The organism is Collinsella aerofaciens (genome assembly GCF_028209885.1).
Lineage (GTDB): Bacteria > Actinomycetota > Coriobacteriia > Coriobacteriales > Coriobacteriaceae > Collinsella > Collinsella aerofaciens_BA.
This window is the reverse complement of the sequence record NZ_JAQLEM010000039.1, coordinates 1-15137: the sequence shown is the minus strand read 5'-3', so window position 1 is coordinate 15137 and position 15137 is coordinate 1. Positions and strand designations below refer to the sequence as shown.

The 15137-nt window shown below is 59.2% G+C and carries 10 protein-coding genes; 4 read left to right on the top strand and 6 right to left on the bottom strand.

Translation table 11 applies throughout. From position 1 onward, the window contains the following. Window positions 1-201: 201 nt before the first annotated feature. The 4 genes from grcA3 to PMX21_RS08880 all read right to left on the bottom strand — a co-directional run bounded on the left by grcA3 (window position 202) and on the right by PMX21_RS08880 (window position 4931). Window positions 202-453 (bottom strand): autonomous glycyl radical cofactor GrcA3, encoded by a 252-nt coding sequence (grcA3, locus tag PMX21_RS08895; protein WP_006234861.1) that lies wholly within the window; start codon window positions 451-453, stop codon window positions 202-204. A gap of 85 nt (window positions 454-538) precedes the next feature. Further along, entirely contained in the window at window positions 539-2590 is a 2052-nt protein-coding gene (pflB, locus tag PMX21_RS08890; protein WP_195543963.1) for a formate C-acetyltransferase, read from the bottom strand. Window positions 2591-3056: 466 nt separating this feature from the next. Beyond that, complete coding sequence (locus PMX21_RS08885) at window positions 3057-4073, bottom strand: 2-keto-3-deoxygluconate permease (RefSeq protein WP_271759172.1); 1017 nt, start codon at window positions 4071-4073, stop codon at window positions 3057-3059. A 108-nt stretch (window positions 4074-4181) separates the two neighbouring features. After that, window positions 4182-4931, bottom strand: a complete 750-nt coding sequence (locus tag PMX21_RS08880; RefSeq protein WP_006234857.1) for an SDR family NAD(P)-dependent oxidoreductase — start codon at window positions 4929-4931, stop codon at window positions 4182-4184. Between the two features lie 252 nt (window positions 4932-5183). Here PMX21_RS08880 and PMX21_RS08875 point away from each other — a divergent pair, with 252 nt between their 5' ends. The 4 genes from PMX21_RS08875 (at window position 5184) to PMX21_RS08860 (ending at window position 11465) form a co-directional block, all read left to right on the top strand. After that, window positions 5184-5633: a MarR family winged helix-turn-helix transcriptional regulator gene (locus PMX21_RS08875; RefSeq protein ID WP_271759171.1), complete on the top strand. Its 450-nt coding sequence runs from the start codon at window positions 5184-5186 to the stop codon at window positions 5631-5633. Continuing rightward, window positions 5630-7996: an ABC transporter ATP-binding protein gene (locus PMX21_RS08870; protein ID WP_271759170.1), complete on the top strand. Its 2367-nt coding sequence runs from the start codon at window positions 5630-5632 to the stop codon at window positions 7994-7996. The genes PMX21_RS08875 and PMX21_RS08870 overlap by 4 nt, the downstream gene beginning before the upstream one ends. Beyond that, complete coding sequence (locus PMX21_RS08865) at window positions 7996-9852, top strand: ABC transporter ATP-binding protein (protein ID WP_271759169.1); 1857 nt, start codon at window positions 7996-7998, stop codon at window positions 9850-9852. The genes PMX21_RS08870 and PMX21_RS08865 overlap by 1 nt, the downstream gene beginning before the upstream one ends. Window positions 9853-10433: 581 nt before the next feature. Next, window positions 10434-11465: a 3-deoxy-7-phosphoheptulonate synthase gene (locus tag PMX21_RS08860; RefSeq protein ID WP_006234851.1), complete on the top strand. Its 1032-nt coding sequence runs from the start codon at window positions 10434-10436 to the stop codon at window positions 11463-11465. A gap of 334 nt (window positions 11466-11799) precedes the next feature. Here PMX21_RS08860 and PMX21_RS08855 read toward each other — a convergent pair whose 3' ends face one another. Both PMX21_RS08855 and PMX21_RS08850 read right to left on the bottom strand, forming a co-directional pair. After that, a complete protein-coding gene (locus PMX21_RS08855; RefSeq protein WP_148346441.1) occupies window positions 11800-13005 on the bottom strand; it encodes an agmatine deiminase family protein in 1206 nt (401 codons plus the stop codon). A gap of 368 nt (window positions 13006-13373) precedes the next feature. Then, complete coding sequence (locus PMX21_RS08850; protein WP_271759168.1) at window positions 13374-14804, bottom strand: APC family permease; 1431 nt, start codon at window positions 14802-14804, stop codon at window positions 13374-13376. Window positions 14805-15137: the final 333 nt, after the last annotated feature.

Sequence of the window (15137 nt, the reverse complement as noted above, 5' to 3'; positions counted from 1 at the left end):
CGAAGTGCGCAGCGAGCCTCTTTGCATGTCCGAGGACACCAATTTAATTTAGCGTGGTTCCCTAAAGGACGACAACGCAGGAGACCCGGCAAGGCCGGGAGCACTTTGTCTCGCAAACATTCCGCAGCCGCGAAGCGGCGAGGACGTTTGAGAGGCAAAGTGCGTAGGCCTTACCGGGTCTCCGGTGGGAGTTGAGTCCCTTTAGAACTTGTCGTGGAAGGTACGCGCAATGACCTCGTCCTGCTGCTCCTTGGTGAGCGTGTGGAAGTTCACGGCATAGCCGGAAACGCGGATGGTCAGCTGCGGGTACTTCTCGGGGTGAGCCTGAGCGTCGAGCAGCGTCTCACGGTTGAAGACGTTGATGTTCAGGTGGTGGCCACCCTTCTCGGCGTAAGCGTCGAGCATGTGGACCAGGTTATCGGCCTGGGTCTCGGAAACTTCAGAAACCTTCATAATGTGTCTCCTTCGATTAATAGGCGCCGGCCGAAACCGGCGCACTAATCAGTAATCGTTATTGTTAGTATAGCACTAACAATAGTTACTCGCCCAGCTGATCAAGGTCGATATCGCCAAAGAACACCTGGTCCTCCTTGCCGAGCGCACTCGGGATGATGGAGAAGGTGTTGGAGATGCCGTCCTGAGCATCGCGGAACGGGAGCTTGGAAACCGAAGACAGCGAAGCGATGGCACCGTGGCTATCGCGCTTGTGCATGGGGTTAGCACCCGGGGCGAACGGCTGGCCAGCCTTGCGGCCGTCGGGCGTGGAGCCGGTCTTCTTACCGTACACGACGTTGGAGGTAATGGTCAGAACCGAGGTCGTGGGCACGGAGTTGCGGTAGGTGTCGTTCATGCGGATGTACTCCATGAACTGGTGCACAACGTCGTGAGCGATCTGGTCGACGCGGTCGTCGTCGTTACCGTACTTGGGGAACTCGCCCTCGGTCTCAAAGTCGACGATGATGCCGTTCTCGTCACGAACGGGGTGGACCTTGGCGTACTTGATGGCGGACAGGGAGTCAGCCACGACGGAAAGGCCAGCGATGCCCGTAGCGAACCAGCGGTGCACGTGCTTGTCGTGCAGAGCCATCTGGATGCGCTCGTAGCAGTACTTGTCGTGCATGTAGTGAATGATGTTCAGCGAGTTGACGTACACGCCAGCGAGCCACTTCATCATGTCGTTGTACTTGGCCACAACGTCGTCGTAATCGAGCGTATCGCCCTCGACGGCGCGATACTTGGGGCCGACCTGCTTCTTGGAGACCTCGTCAACACCGCCGTTGAGTGCGTACAGCAGGCACTTGGCCAGGTTGGCACGGGCGCCGAAGAACTGCATCTCCTTGCCAATGCGCATGGAGGACACGCAGCAGGCGATGCCGTAGTCGTCGCCGTGGTAAACGCGCATGAGGTCGTCGTTCTCGTACTGGATCGAGGAGCTGGCGACAGAAGTCTTGGCGCAGAACTTCTTGAAGTTCTCGGGCAGACGGGTCGACCACAGAACGGTCATGTTGGGCTCGGGGCTGGTGCCCATGTTCTCGAGCGTGTGCAGGTAGCGGTAGCTCATCTTGGTAACGAGCGTACGGCCGTCGACACCCATGCCGCCGATGGACTCGGTGACCCACTGCGGGTCGCCGGTGAACAGGGCCTGGTACTCGGGGGTACGGGCAAACTTGACCATGCGGAGCTTCATGATGAAGTGATCCACGAACTCCTGGATCTGCTCCTCGGTGAAGGTACCGTTGGCAAGGTCGCGCTCAGCGTAGATGTCGATGAACGTAGAGGTACGGCCGATGGACATAGCGGCGCCGTTCTGCTCCTTGACGGCAGCAAGGTAGGCGAAGTACATCCACTGGATGGCCTCCTGCGTGTTGGTAGCAGGGTTGGAAATGTCGAAACCATAGGTCTCGGCCATCATCTTGAGCTCGCCGAGGGCGCGGATCTGCTCCTGCAGCTCCTCACGATCGCGGATGTTGTCGGCGGTCATGACCGTCGGGGTGGAAGCCTTCTGGGCCTCCTTGTCCTTGATCAGGTAGTCGACGCCGTACAGGGCAACACGACGGTAGTCGCCGATGATGCGGCCGCGGCCATAGCCATCGGGCAGACCGGTGATGATGTGAGCCGAGCGGCAAGCACGCATCTCGGGGGTGTAAACATCGAAGACGCCAGCGTTGTGGGTCTTGCGCTCGAAGGTGTAGCGCTCGACAACGTTCTCGTCGACCTTGTAGCCGTGCTGGCTGGCAGCCTGGCAAGCGATGCGGATACCACCGTTGACGTGCAGCGCGCGCTTGAGCGGCTTGTCGGTCTGGAGGCCAACAATGGTCTCCTTGTCGCGATGGGCATTATCGATGTAGCCAGCGGGGTGGCTCACGATACCCGTGACGGTCTTGGTGTCCATATCGAGGACACCACCCTGCTCGCGCTCCTTAAGCAGCAGGTCGAGAACCTCGCCCCACAGCTCCTTGGTACGCTCGGTCGGACCTACGAGGAACGACTCATCGCCCTCGTAGGGGGTGTAGTTCTTCTGGATGAAGTCTCGGACGTCAACCTCTCCCGTCCAGATACCTTCCTTGAAGCCTTCCCATGCCTCCTGCATTGTGTAACCACGCTCCTAGTTACGTGTAATGCGGCGCTCTCTCACACCGCTGCTTATTGAATTCTTGAATGTTCGGCTTGCATTACCGGCTTCTTCCGTTCTTCACCACACGTTGGTGCAGGAAAAACGTTTGTCCACCTTGGAACTACAACCCAAAACCCAAGATTTCACCCGTCTGAGAAGGATAACATAGCCACCCTCTCCATCTGGGCTGTTATATGTTTCTTTTTTTATATCATAAGGGCGTTTTTTACAAACCCGCAGGAAATGCGAGCGCGAACAACTACCGTTCACCGATTTGTATGTTATTTTTCCTTGCCTTTGTACGACGTTCGCTCTAGCTGTTATGCCAGCTTTAGCAGGATAAAGTGTCCCAGAGACCCTACAGAAACTGCAGGGCGGCCACGGGATCCCCCGTGGCCGCCCTGTGGCGTAGCTAGTTTTTAGCTTTGATTGCCGCTTGGCATTAGGCGGCTGAGGCGGCCTTGTCGGTCGTTGCCTTGCTGTTGCTCTGCTGGCCCTCAGAATGCTTGTGGCACCAGCTGGTGACCAGCGGGGTCAAAATAGCCGTCACGATTGCGCAGGCGGCAACCTGTGCCGTAGCCGTCGCGAGCACCGCACCGCCGTACATGGCCTCGTTGACGCTTGCCATGGCAGCAGGCGTGGCCACATTGGCTCCGGCGCAGCTCGAAATGGCCGCACCTGCGACACCCGTGCCGCCCGTGAGCTTATCGACCGCGATGACGGGAATTGCAAAGACCACCGAGCAGATCACGCCGAGCAGGATGCCGGGAAGACCGCCGTTGATAAGCTGGCCAAAAGTCATGGTCGAGCCCATGGCAAAGAAGACGAGCACGATGATGGCGGAAAGTGCCGGTGCCATCATCTTCTTAAAGCTCGGGAAGAGGTTACCCAGAATAATGCCGACGACGATCGGCAGGATGGCGCCCACGAGCGACCAGCCGATCGGAGCCTGACCGGCAGCGCCGAGCACGATCATCGTGACCGGAGGGCCGACAACCAGCGTGGTGATGGCGACGGCGCCACGCTCGGCCTCATTGCCCATGGTGCCCATCAGACCAGCGTACATAGCGTTGTTGGCGCCGGTGCAAGCCGCCAGCATCACCATGGCAGAGATGCCAAACAGGTTGTCGTTGAACACATAAAGGATGAGCAGCGACACGGCAACGACCACGATTTGCTTGACGGCGATGATGATGGCACCGCGGGCAGCGGCGGCGGGAGCACTCTTAAACGAAATCGTCGTACCGACGATGAGCAAAAAGGCGCCAACGAGCGGGCCTGCACCCTGCTGGGTCATGCCAAGCGTAAAGCTACCGAGCGTTTTAAACAGGTCGGGGAATAGCGTGTTGAGCAGGCAGCCCAACAAAAGCGGCACCAAGATATTGGCGCCCGGGATGGAGGACATCTTAAAGAACGGCTCCTTTGCCGCCGGCGCCTCCACCGCAGTCGATTCACTCATATATATCTCCTTTGGATGCATGCGAATCGTAGCCGCACGCGCCTATGTCAGAAAGAAGGCGACGGTCCCGAGTCGCAGGAGCCGTCGCCGAATAATCATCGCGGGGTATTACCCGTCCAGGACGATGCCGCCGTCGCAGTCACCGATCTCGCCGTTCACGAAGCTGGCGAGGTCGGAAGCGAAGAACAGCACCATCTGCGCAGGCTCGCTGGCCTGGGCGGCGCGGCCCAGAGGGATACCGTTGATGATGCGCTGAGAGTTCTCGTCAGAGAGAATCGAGGTCATATCGGTCAACGTGAGCGACGGGCACACGGCGTTGCAGCGAACGCCGAACTTGCCGCCTTCCTTGGCGACTGCCTTGGTTAGACCGTTAACACCGGCCTTGGAGCTAGCGTAGGCAGCGGTGCCGAGCAGGCCGCCGCCGATCTTGCCCGCAACAGAGCTCACGTTGACGATAGTGCCGGCATGGGCCGCCTTAAAGTGCGGGTACACGGCGTTCATCATAGTGAAGGTACCGTTGAGGTTGATGTCGATGGTGCGACGCCACTCGGTGTCATCGATCTCGTCAAACTTCTTGGTGCTGATGACGCCAGCGCAGTTGATCAGGATGTTGGTTTGCGGCAGGTCCGTAAAAATCTGCTCGACGGTCTCGCGCGCCTTGGGCGCATCGGCGACATCGAGCTGATAGAACTTGTTGCCCTCGCCAAGCTCGGCCACAGCGGCCTCGCCCTTAGCAGCGTTCCTTGCGATGAGCGCGACATGTCCGCCGCCCGCGACGATGCCCTTGGCGATCTCGAGGCCAATGCCCTGAGTGCCGCCCGTGACAATCGCGGTCTTGCCCGTGAAGTCAAATGCCATGACTCCATTCCCCCTTATGTAAGGTGTCTCCTTGCGGGAAGTTGGAGCATCGCACGTGGCGCTTATATGAGTCCCAGTCGTCATGGTGGTGACAACCCCTCGCCTAACCGCGGGCATGATAGTTCTTTGAAACGCTTCAGCAATTGAATGATTTTAAGTCTTTATGAGCTCTTAATATTGCCCACTGTATGAGGCTCGCGTATTGGGGTATCATCTTTCACCGAAAATAGTTTCTAGTGTTAGGGGTTTTCGGTGGAAGATACCGATTTCCGTGAACTTGGACGTCAGCTCTTAACTGAGTTTGGCAGCATGCATCAGCGCATTTCGCGCTTTGCGGACAAAGCTCTCGGTGGCGAGATGGCTGTAATGCGCGCCCTCATGCTCGCCGGCGGCTCGCTCACGCCGAGCGAACTCGCTGATCGCGCCTGGGTCTCGAGCGCCCGCATCGCCAATATTCTGCGCGCCCTCGAGGCCAAGGGCTGGGTCGAGCGCGAGCACTCAAAGACTGACCGTCGTCGCGTACACGTCATAGTGACCGACAAGGGATTCCAGGATCTCGAAATCAAACGTCGGGAATTCGAGGCCCGCACCGCGGCTTTCCTCGAGCAGCTCGGCGAAACAGATACCCAAGAGATGGTGCGCCTTCTTAGGCGTGCCAACGAAATTATCGACCGCAATCAAGAAAGGAGAGATGCCGAGTGAGGATTCTCAAGCTCTTTAAAAAGCATATCCTGGCACTGTTCGCAGCTATCGTGCTTATCGTAATCAGCTGCAACGCCGATCTGGCGCTGCCTACCTATATGAGCGACATCGTCGACGTGGGCGTGCAGCAAGGCGGCATCGCCTCGCCCGTGCCCGACACCATTCGCGCCGAATCGCTCGACGACCTCGAACTCTTCATGAGCGCCAAGGACGCCAAGGCTGTGGAGGCCGTGTTTAGCAAGGCTGACAAAAACGGCATTCGAACGTACAAGGGCACCGAGGAAGAGCGTGCCGATGGAGGCAAAATTACCGACATTATGAGCCTGCCCGAGACCGTCGTCCTTTCGCTCAACCAGGGCATCGACGCCGACTCCATGGGAGACATGACCGGCACGTCCAGCGAGAAAGACAGCGACGCCGCTCAGGCCATGCCCACGCCCGAGCAAATGGCAGCGATGACGCCCGAGCAGCTCGCCGAGATGCAGCAGAAGGCCGCAGCGGCGCAGAATATGCAAAAGCAGATCGACGCCGACGGCGGCAAGATCACCATGAAGAGCCTGCGCCTGGGTGTCGAGGGCGGTCTGGTAGACCAAAGCAAGCTCGTCGAGGGCGCCAACGAAATGGCGGACAAAATGGGCTCCATGTCGGGCTCCATCGTCACCCAGCGCGCCGTGAGCTATGTACAGGACGAGTACAAGGCGCAGGGCATCGACCCCGCCGACGTGCAGAACGCCTACCTGGGCCGCATGGCGACCACGATGTTTGGTCTGTGTCTGGTGTCGCTGGTCGCCACCATCCTGACCGGTGCCGTGGCTTCGCGCACCGCCTGCTCCATCGCACGCGACCTGCGCCGCGAGACCTTCAACAAGGTTATGCACTTCTCGCCGGCCGAGGTGGGCAAGTTTAGCCAGGCCTCGCTCATCACCCGCTGCACCAACGACATTCAGCAGATCCAGATGGCCGCAACTCTGTTTATCCGCATGTGTCTGATGGCCCCCGTCATGGGCATCGTCGCCGTCATGCGCGTCCTGGCCAACCATACCGGCCTGGAGTGGACCATCGCCGTTGCCATCATCGCGGTCTCGGCCGTCGTCGGCGTGCTTATGGGCCTCACCATGCCCAAGTTCAAAAAGATGCAAAGCTTTGTTGACCGCGTGAACCTTACCGCCCGCGAGCTGCTCGACGGCCTTATGCCCATCCGCTCGTTCAACCGCGAGGAACATGAGCTCGAACGTTTTGACAAGGCGTCGCTCGACCTGATGACCACGCAGCTCTACACCAACCGAGCCATGAGCTTTATGATGCCGCTCATGATGCTCGTCATGAACTGCATCACCGTGCTTATCGTCTGGTTTGGCGCGCAGGGCGTGTCCGACGGCGTGATGCAGGTCGGCAACATGATGGCGTTTATCTCCTACACCATGCAGATCGTCATGGCGTTTATGATCCTCACCATGGTTTCGGTCATCCTGCCCCGTGCCGAGGTCGCAGCCGAGCGCGTAGATGAGGTCATCACCTGCCCCACGAGCATCAACGACCCTGCCTCGCCCAAACTGCCCGCGGCCAGCTCGCCGCGCGGTGAGCTCACCTTCCGCGACGTGAGCTTCCAGTACCCCGATGCCCGCGCCGACGTCATTAGCGGTGTGAACTTCACCACGCATGCCGGTCAGATGCTCGGCATCATTGGCTCCACGGGCTCGGGCAAGTCCACGCTCGTACAGCTGATTCCGCGCCTGTACGACGTCACGGGCGGCAGCATTTCGCTCGACGGCATCGACGTGCGCGACATGACCCTTTCCGAGCTGCGCCGCCGCATTGGTTACATCCCGCAGCAGGGGCGTCTGTTCTCGGGCACCGTCGAGAGCAACCTCAAGTTTGCCGGCGACATGGTGAGCGATGATGACATGCGCCAGGCCGCGCGCATCGCACAGGCCGAGGACTTTATCGCCGAGCGTGAGGGCGGTTACGACTCCCCCATCAGCCAGGGCGGCTCCAATGTTTCGGGTGGTCAGCGCCAGCGTCTGGCCATCGCCCGCGCATTGGCCAAAAAGCCCGAGGTCGTGGTGTTCGATGACTCGTTTAGTGCCCTCGACTACAAGACCGACGCGCGCCTGCGCGAGGAGCTGGCCAAAAACGTTACCGACGCCGCACTCGTGGTCGTGGCCCAGCGCATCGCGACCATCATGCACGCCGACCAGATCATCGTGCTCGACGACGGCCACGTAGTGGGCACCGGCACGCACGAGGAGCTGCTGCGCAGCTGCTCGGCGTACCTGGAGATCGCACAGTCGCAGCTTTCCGCCGAGGAGCTGGGGCTTACCCAAGAAGAAATTGCAGCCGTCATGGAAGGAGGCGAGCGCTAATGGCAGACGAGACCAAGACTCAGATTCCCAAGCCCACCCGCCAGCGTGGTCCCATGGGCCGCATGGGTGGCATGCGTCGTGGCGAAAAGGCCAAGGACTTTAAGGGCACCATGAGGCAGCTGCTCGGCTATATCGGCCAGCACAAGATTGCCGTGTTTGCCGCCGTCGCCTTTGCCGTGTGCTCGGTCATCTTTAACATTGTGGGACCCAAGGTGCTCGGCCAGGTTACGACCAAGCTGTTCGAAGGCCTGGTCGCCAAGGTCAACGGCACCGGCGACGTTGACTTTGACTGGATCGCCAAGACGCTCGGCTTTTTGCTCTGCCTGTATCTGGCGAGCTCTGTCTGCAGCCTGGTCCAGGGCTGGCTCATGACCGGCGTCACGCAAAAGATCTGCTACCGCATGCGCAAGGAAATCGCCGCCAAGATTGCCGTCGTGCCGATGAGTTACTTCAACGGCCACAGCAAGGGCGATGTGCTCAGCCGCATCACCAACGACGTCGATACGCTGGGTCAGTCGCTCAACCAGAGCGTGACGCAGCTTATCACGTCGGTCACGCAGATTATCGGCGTGCTCATCATGATGCTCTCGATCAGCTTGCCGCTCACCGGCGTCACCGTGCTCACGCTACCGGCAGCCGCAATTATCTTGATGGTGATGATTCACTTCTCGCAGCCGTACTTCCGCGAGCAGCAGCAGGTCCTGGGCACCGTCAACGGCATCATCGAGGAGGACTTTGCCGGCCAGAACGTCATTCAGGTGTTCGACCGCGCCGAGGCCTCGATCGAAGAGTTCGACCGTCAAAACGACCGCCTCTTTATTAGTGGCTGGCGCTCGCAGTTCCTGTCGGGCCTGATGATGCCGCTTATGAGCCTGGTGGGTAACATGGGCTACGTGGGCGTTGTCGTGGTGGGCGCACAGCTCGCACTGACCGGCAACGCCACGCCCGGCGACATCCAGAGCTTTATCCAGTACGTTCGCAACTTTACGCAGCCCGTGCAGCAACTGGGCAACGTGAGCAACACGATGCAGTCGATGGCAGCCGCCACCGAGCGCGTCTTTGAGTTCCTGGCCGCGCCCGAGGAGGAGCAGAAAGCCGACGCGCAGATTCCCGAAAAGCGCCCCGGCCATGTGGAGTTTGATCACGTCAAGTTTGGCTATACGCCCGACAAGACCATCATCCACGACTTTAGCTGCGAGGCGCAGCCCGGCCAGACCATCGCCATCGTCGGTCCTACCGGCGCCGGCAAGACCACGCTCATTAAGCTGCTGCAGCGCTTCTACGATGTGGACGGCGGTTCGCTGCGCGTCGAGGGTGTCGACGTGCGCGACTGGGACCGCGCGGCGCTGCGCGGCGAGTTTGCCATGGTGCTGCAGGATACCTGGCTGTTTAACGGCACCATCCGCGAGAACATCCGCTACGGACGCCCCGATGCAAGCGATGCCGAGGTCGAAGCCGCTGCACGCGCCGCACGCTGCGATCACTTTATCCATACGCTCGCCGGCGGCTACGACTTTATGATCAACGAGGAAGGCACCAACCTGTCGCAGGGCCAGCGCCAGCTCGTGACCATTGCCCGTGCCATTTTGGCCGACCGCCCGGCGCTAATTCTGGACGAGGCGACCTCCAACGTCGACACCCGTACCGAGGAGCTTATTCAGCGCGCCATGGATGCGCTGATGCAGGGCCGTACCAGCTTTGTCATCGCGCACCGCCTGTCCACGATCCGCAACGCCGACGTGATTCTGGTAATCCGCGACGGTGACATCGTCGAGAAGGGCACGCACGACGAGCTGCTCGCCCAGGGCGGCTTCTACGCCGACCTGTACAACTCGCAGTTCGACGAAGCGGCGTAAAAACCGGCGGCAAACAACCGCAATGCCAAGAAAACGGGGGCGCAGGACAACCTGCACCCCCGTTTTTTTGCTCTGCGGCCCTCAAACCGCCTCCCCTGGGACCTGATTGGCAGCCCCTTCGAGGCCCCGTGGGCAAAAAATGGCAAATTTGAGTACTGATACCTTTTTAGTAACAGACAAAACAGCCCCAAATGCCGTTTTCACGGCTTACACGCGTCCCTAAATTGATCAAACAATCCTATAGCGAACTTATATGTGTTTGCGTTAATGAACATATTTTGCTGTTATGTCTATTATTTTGCGAAGGCAATATGCTACTAAGCTAGCAACCGTACTCATATTTGGCATTTTTTGCCCACAGGGTGTTTCCTGGGGAACCGACAATAGCCTTAGGGTCCCGCGCGACGCCACTCCCTCCCGGTATCCGCCGACGTTCCCCCATATAAAACCTGCCAAAATAAACCTGTCCCTTTTGGCAGGTTTCGGGGTGGCAAGGGCTTGCACTTTAGCGTGCGACAGCGGATAATGCCGAGCATTCGAGAATACGCTTATTGCTCTTTCTATAGATTGAGGAGGCCCCTATGGCCATGGAATTCAAACGCAGGCTGCCGATCCCCATGGAGATCCGCGAGGAAATGCCACTTTCTGCCGAGCTTACCGCCAAAAAGCAGGCATTTGACGCCGAGGTCGCCAAAGTCTTTACCGGCGAGGACGCACGTAAGGTGCTCATCATCGGCCCGTGCTCTGCCGACCGCGAGGATTCGGTGCTCGAGTATATGAACCGACTGGCCAAGACCGCCGAAGAGGTCAAGGACAAGCTCATCATCATTCCGCGCGTCTACACCAATAAGCCGCGCACCAAGGGCACCGGCTACAAGGGTCTTCTGCACAACCCCAACCCCGAGGCTCCCGACGACCTGCTCGAGGGCGTCAAGGCCATCCGCCACATGCACCTGCGCGTCATCGAGGAGACCGGCTTCTTCACCGCCGATGAGATGCTCTACCCGTCCAACTACCAATACCTCGTTGACCTGCTGAGCTATGTTGCCGTGGGCGCACGCTCGGTCGAGAACCAGGAGCATCGCCTGGTGTCGAGCGGCATTTCGGTACCCGTCGGCATGAAGAATCCCACTGCCGGCTCTACCACCGTTATGCTCAACTCCATTTACGCCGCGCAGGCGCACCAGAGCTTCATCTTCCGCAACTGGGAGGTCGAGTGCGACGGCAATCCGCTCGCACACGCCGTTATGCGTGGCTACATCGGTCTCGATGGTCGTACCTACCCCAATTACCACTACGAGCACCTGGAGCGCCTGGCCGAGCGCTATACCGAGCACGCCGGCTACGCCAACCCGGCGGCGGTCATCGACTGCAACCACGACAACTCGGGCAAGCGCCCGCTGGAGCAGTACCGCATTTGCAAGGAGGTGCTCGACAGCTGCCGCCGCAACGAGTCCATCTCTAAGCTGGTCAAGGGCTTTATGATCGAGTCCTACCTGGAGGACGGCAACCAGCCGGTCGACGGCGGCGTCTTTGGCAAGTCGATCACCGACCCGTGCCTGGGCTGGGAAAAGACCGACTACCTCATCCACGAGATCGCGGAACGTATTTAGTTACGCGGTTTTACCAAACCGCGTAACTGCTCGACGCTGCAAACCCGCCAGAACGGCAATCTGCCTTTCAGCTTCGACGGCATGACCAAAAGGTCAATGCCGCCTCGCTTCAAGGCACCTTGCTCGCTCTGGCGGGTTTTCGCTGACGTTTTTTCGACCTGCATTGTTGCCAAGGTTGGCACCAATGACTAATGCGGTAACTAGCTACGTCGGTCCGCTTGACCGGCTGGGTTTCTGAGGTGCGGCAGATTCCCGCAAAAGAGGAGGGCATAGACCCTAAGGGTCATGCCCGACGATTGAACGGCAAGGCGCCGTGCCTCGGGAAGACAGACAGTTACGCCGAGGGCTCCTGCTGCGTAATGCAGTGGATATTTCCACCACCGAAGACGACCTGCTCGGACTGAACGCCGACGCACTTGTAGACGCCCTCGCCCCAGACCTCGTCGTAGATCTTCTGGAGCGTGTCAACGGCAAGCTGATCGTTCTCGTCGCCGTACTGCGGGACGATAACGCCGTGGTTGGTGACCAGGTAGTTCATGTAGGAGGCGATCAGCGGCTCGTTGGCAACGCGCGGCTCGGCGTTCTCGTCGGCATCGATGGTGTCGCAGGAAGCCTGGTCCATGAACAGCGGGTTCACAGGCATACAGAGCTTGTAGACCTTCATCTTGCGGCCCTTGGCGTCAACGGCGTTGGAGAGGGTCTCGTAGACAGCGTGGCACTGCTCGTAGAACGGATACTCGGGATCGTCGGTCCAGATGCAAGCCATGACGCCCGGAGCGATGAACGTAGCGACATCATCGATGTGGCCGTTGGTCTCCTCGGGGTCGATGCCCTCCTTAACCCAGATGACCTTCTCGACACCCAGGTAATCCTTGAGGTGCTCGTCCATATAGGCGCGAAGTTCCTCACTCCAGGGCTCAAACTTCCTCTTGAACTTGGGCCAGATGGACTCGGGATCCTCTTCCTCCTCCAGAACCGCAGAGCAGGTGCGGCCTGGGGAAAGCAGGCACTGGTCGGTCACGACCACGGTGCCTTCGCCGTCGACGGTAATGGAGCCGCCCTCGAGGATCATGTCATCGGGACGATAGCGACGGCAGCCGGAAAGCTCAGCCATCTTAAGGGCAATCTGCTCGTCCTTGTCCCACGGGAAATAGAGGCCGTCGACGAGGCCGCCGTAGGCGTTGAAGTGCCAGTGGTTGGCGCGCTTATCGCCCTTGCCATTGATAACAAAAGTGGCAGCGGTGTCGCGGAACCAAGCGTCGTCGGTGGTCATCTCGATAACGGTGACGTTCTCGTCTTCCTCAAAGGCGGCCTTGCAGTTGGCGTAGTCGGCCTGGTTGGCGCACATGGTGACCGGGGTGAACTCGGCGATGGCGCGAGCGATGGCGGCATACTGCTTCTGAGCCGGCTTGGCACCATGGGCCCAGGTATCGGTGCGATGGGGCCAGCCCATCCACACGCGATCCTGTGGGGCGAACTCAGCAGGCATAAAGAAGCCATCGGCCTTAGGGGTGGACTCGGACTCGGTGATCGTACGCATAAGATTTCCTCCAAATCGAACGATCGCTTGCTGCGGGCGGGTTACCCTCAGCCTAAAACCAAGAGATGGTAGGCGCCCATTCCCCGGCAAAGGTCGGGGCGCCTGGCACCGGTTTTCACGGATGTCGCACCGGCAAGCGACGACGTAACCCGGTGCGCGGAGACAAAACGCACGAAGGATACGGAAGAGAGATTGGGGCGGGCGGTGGTTACCGGAACAATAGCTCACACCCACCTCAGAGAAAGGTTAGCAAACCTGTTGCTTGGGCACGCCTCCGAAGAGGCTAGAGTGTCCCGAGTCGGGAGCGACAAGCCCGACGAAGCGTACGTTGGTACGCGAGGAAGGTTGGAGCCCCGAATCCGGGTGCTCTAGTCCTCCTCGGACTCCTCAGCGAGGCGCTGAGCAGCCAGCTCGGGAGTGAGACCCTTGTACTCGGTCTCGCGGCCCTTAGCACTGACGACGCGGACAACCTCGCCAATAAGCAAGAGCACGATGAAGATGACGATCATCGGGACCTTATCGCCAATCTCATCGACAGAGAACGGAATCAGCGTTGCAACGATAGCCAGAATCAGCTCAATGCAGGGAATAGCCAGCATGACCTTCATCATGGCGCCCTTAAACGGGAACGTAAAGATGCGCGCACGGTTAGGGTCGTTCTTACGAAGGTTGAGGAATGCCGGGAACATCGGGATGTAGGTGAGCAGCAAGAATACAACGGAGGTACCGAAGAGCATCCAGAAGACACCGTTGGAGATGGCGTCGATGGGAACGAGCTGCAGGCACAGCACCAGGGAGGCGACGATGGCGTTGACCAGGTTGGCGCCGTTGGGCATGTCGTCATCCGAGATCATCGAGGCGAAGACCTTGGGCATGTTGCCATGCTCGGCAGCATAGCGAGCAACGGAGTTGACGCCGAAGGACCAGGCAGCCATGTTGGCGAACAGCGTGATCAGGAAGGCGATGCAGATGACCTTAAAGATCATGGAATCGCCCACAATAGTCTGGACAGCGTAAATCATGCCGTAGTCGGGATCGATGGAATCGGCCGACACAGCAGCGCCGATGCCAAAGCCAGCGAACAGGTAGATCACGGCGATGGACAGGCCGCCGACGATGATAGCCTTGGGGATATCGCGAGCGGGATCGGCCATATCGTCGGTCATGGTGCAGATGACCTCGAAGCCCATGAAGTTAAAGATGATGATCGACAGGTAGCCGAGCGCGTTGGTGTTGGTGAGCTCGGGCAAGAAGGTGACAGCGGACATATCGTTCGCAAAACCGTTCTCCATGGCGTACCAAATGCCCAAAGCGCCGACGATAACGGCAACGGCGACCTTGATGATGGCGCCGCCGTTCAGGACCCACTCGGAGTCGGCAGCCTTGGAGCGACCCATAAGATAGACAATCCACACAAAGGCAAGGTCGATACCGATCTTGGCAATCAGATTGAACTCGACGCCAAAGACCATACCCAAAATGTCAGGGAACATGGTGGCCAGCGAGGCAATCCACAGCGGGTAGTTAACCCAGTAGTAGTACGAAATGCGGGCGCCCCACTTGTCGCCCAGGCCATCGCGTACCCAGTCGTAAATGCCACCCTCACCGTCATAGGTAGTGCCGAGCTCGGCAACGACCATGCCATAAGGGAGCAGGAAGGTCAGAATCAGGAAGATCCACCAGAAGAACTGCTGGTTGCCAATGGCAGCAGCAGGTGCGGCGGCCTCGCAAACGAAGACGACGCAGATGATGGTTGAGATGACCGTCAAGAAGGAAAGCTTTTTCTTTCCGTCGCTCATGATGAGCTCCTTCGCTCAGTCTTGGACAAATCGAGGTCCTTAAGATATTAAGGCAATTGCCGGGCCTCGGTGAGCGGGCGACAGGAGACGAGCATCCGCCGCCCGCAAGCGTGCTTCTACGATGAAGTTACGCGGTTTTACCAAACCGCGTAACGGCTCGACGCTGCAAACGCCCCTAAGCGGCAATCTGACGTTCAATCGTCGGTCGCGTACCGAAGTACGCTTCCCTCCTCTTTCACGTCACCTTGCTCGCTTAGGGGCGTTTTCGCTCATATGACCCAATCCGCTGTCAAGAGCCACAATGGCCCCGCCGACCGCCTGCAATCGGTCGGC

Excerpts from the sequence above, each read along its gene's own strand:
- PMX21_RS08855 (WP_148346441.1), bottom strand. The coding sequence starts at position 13,005 with ATGCGTACGATCACCGAGTCCGAGTCCACCCCTAAGGCCGATGGCTTC.
- PMX21_RS08880 (WP_006234857.1), bottom strand. The coding sequence starts at position 4,931 with ATGGCATTTGACTTCACGGGCAAGACCGCGATTGTCACGGGCGGCACT.
- grcA3 (WP_006234861.1), bottom strand. The coding sequence starts at position 453 with ATGAAGGTTTCTGAAGTTTCCGAGACCCAGGCCGATAACCTGGTCCAC.
- PMX21_RS08885 (WP_271759172.1), bottom strand. The coding sequence starts at position 4,073 with ATGAGTGAATCGACTGCGGTGGAGGCGCCGGCGGCAAAGGAGCCGTTC.
- PMX21_RS08850 (WP_271759168.1), bottom strand. The coding sequence starts at position 14,804 with ATGAGCGACGGAAAGAAAAAGCTTTCCTTCTTGACGGTCATCTCAACC.
- pflB (WP_195543963.1), bottom strand. The coding sequence starts at position 2,590 with ATGCAGGAGGCATGGGAAGGCTTCAAGGAAGGTATCTGGACGGGAGAG.
- PMX21_RS08860 (WP_006234851.1), top strand. The coding sequence starts at position 10,434 with ATGGCCATGGAATTCAAACGCAGGCTGCCGATCCCCATGGAGATCCGC.
- PMX21_RS08865 (WP_271759169.1), top strand. The coding sequence starts at position 7,996 with ATGGCAGACGAGACCAAGACTCAGATTCCCAAGCCCACCCGCCAGCGT.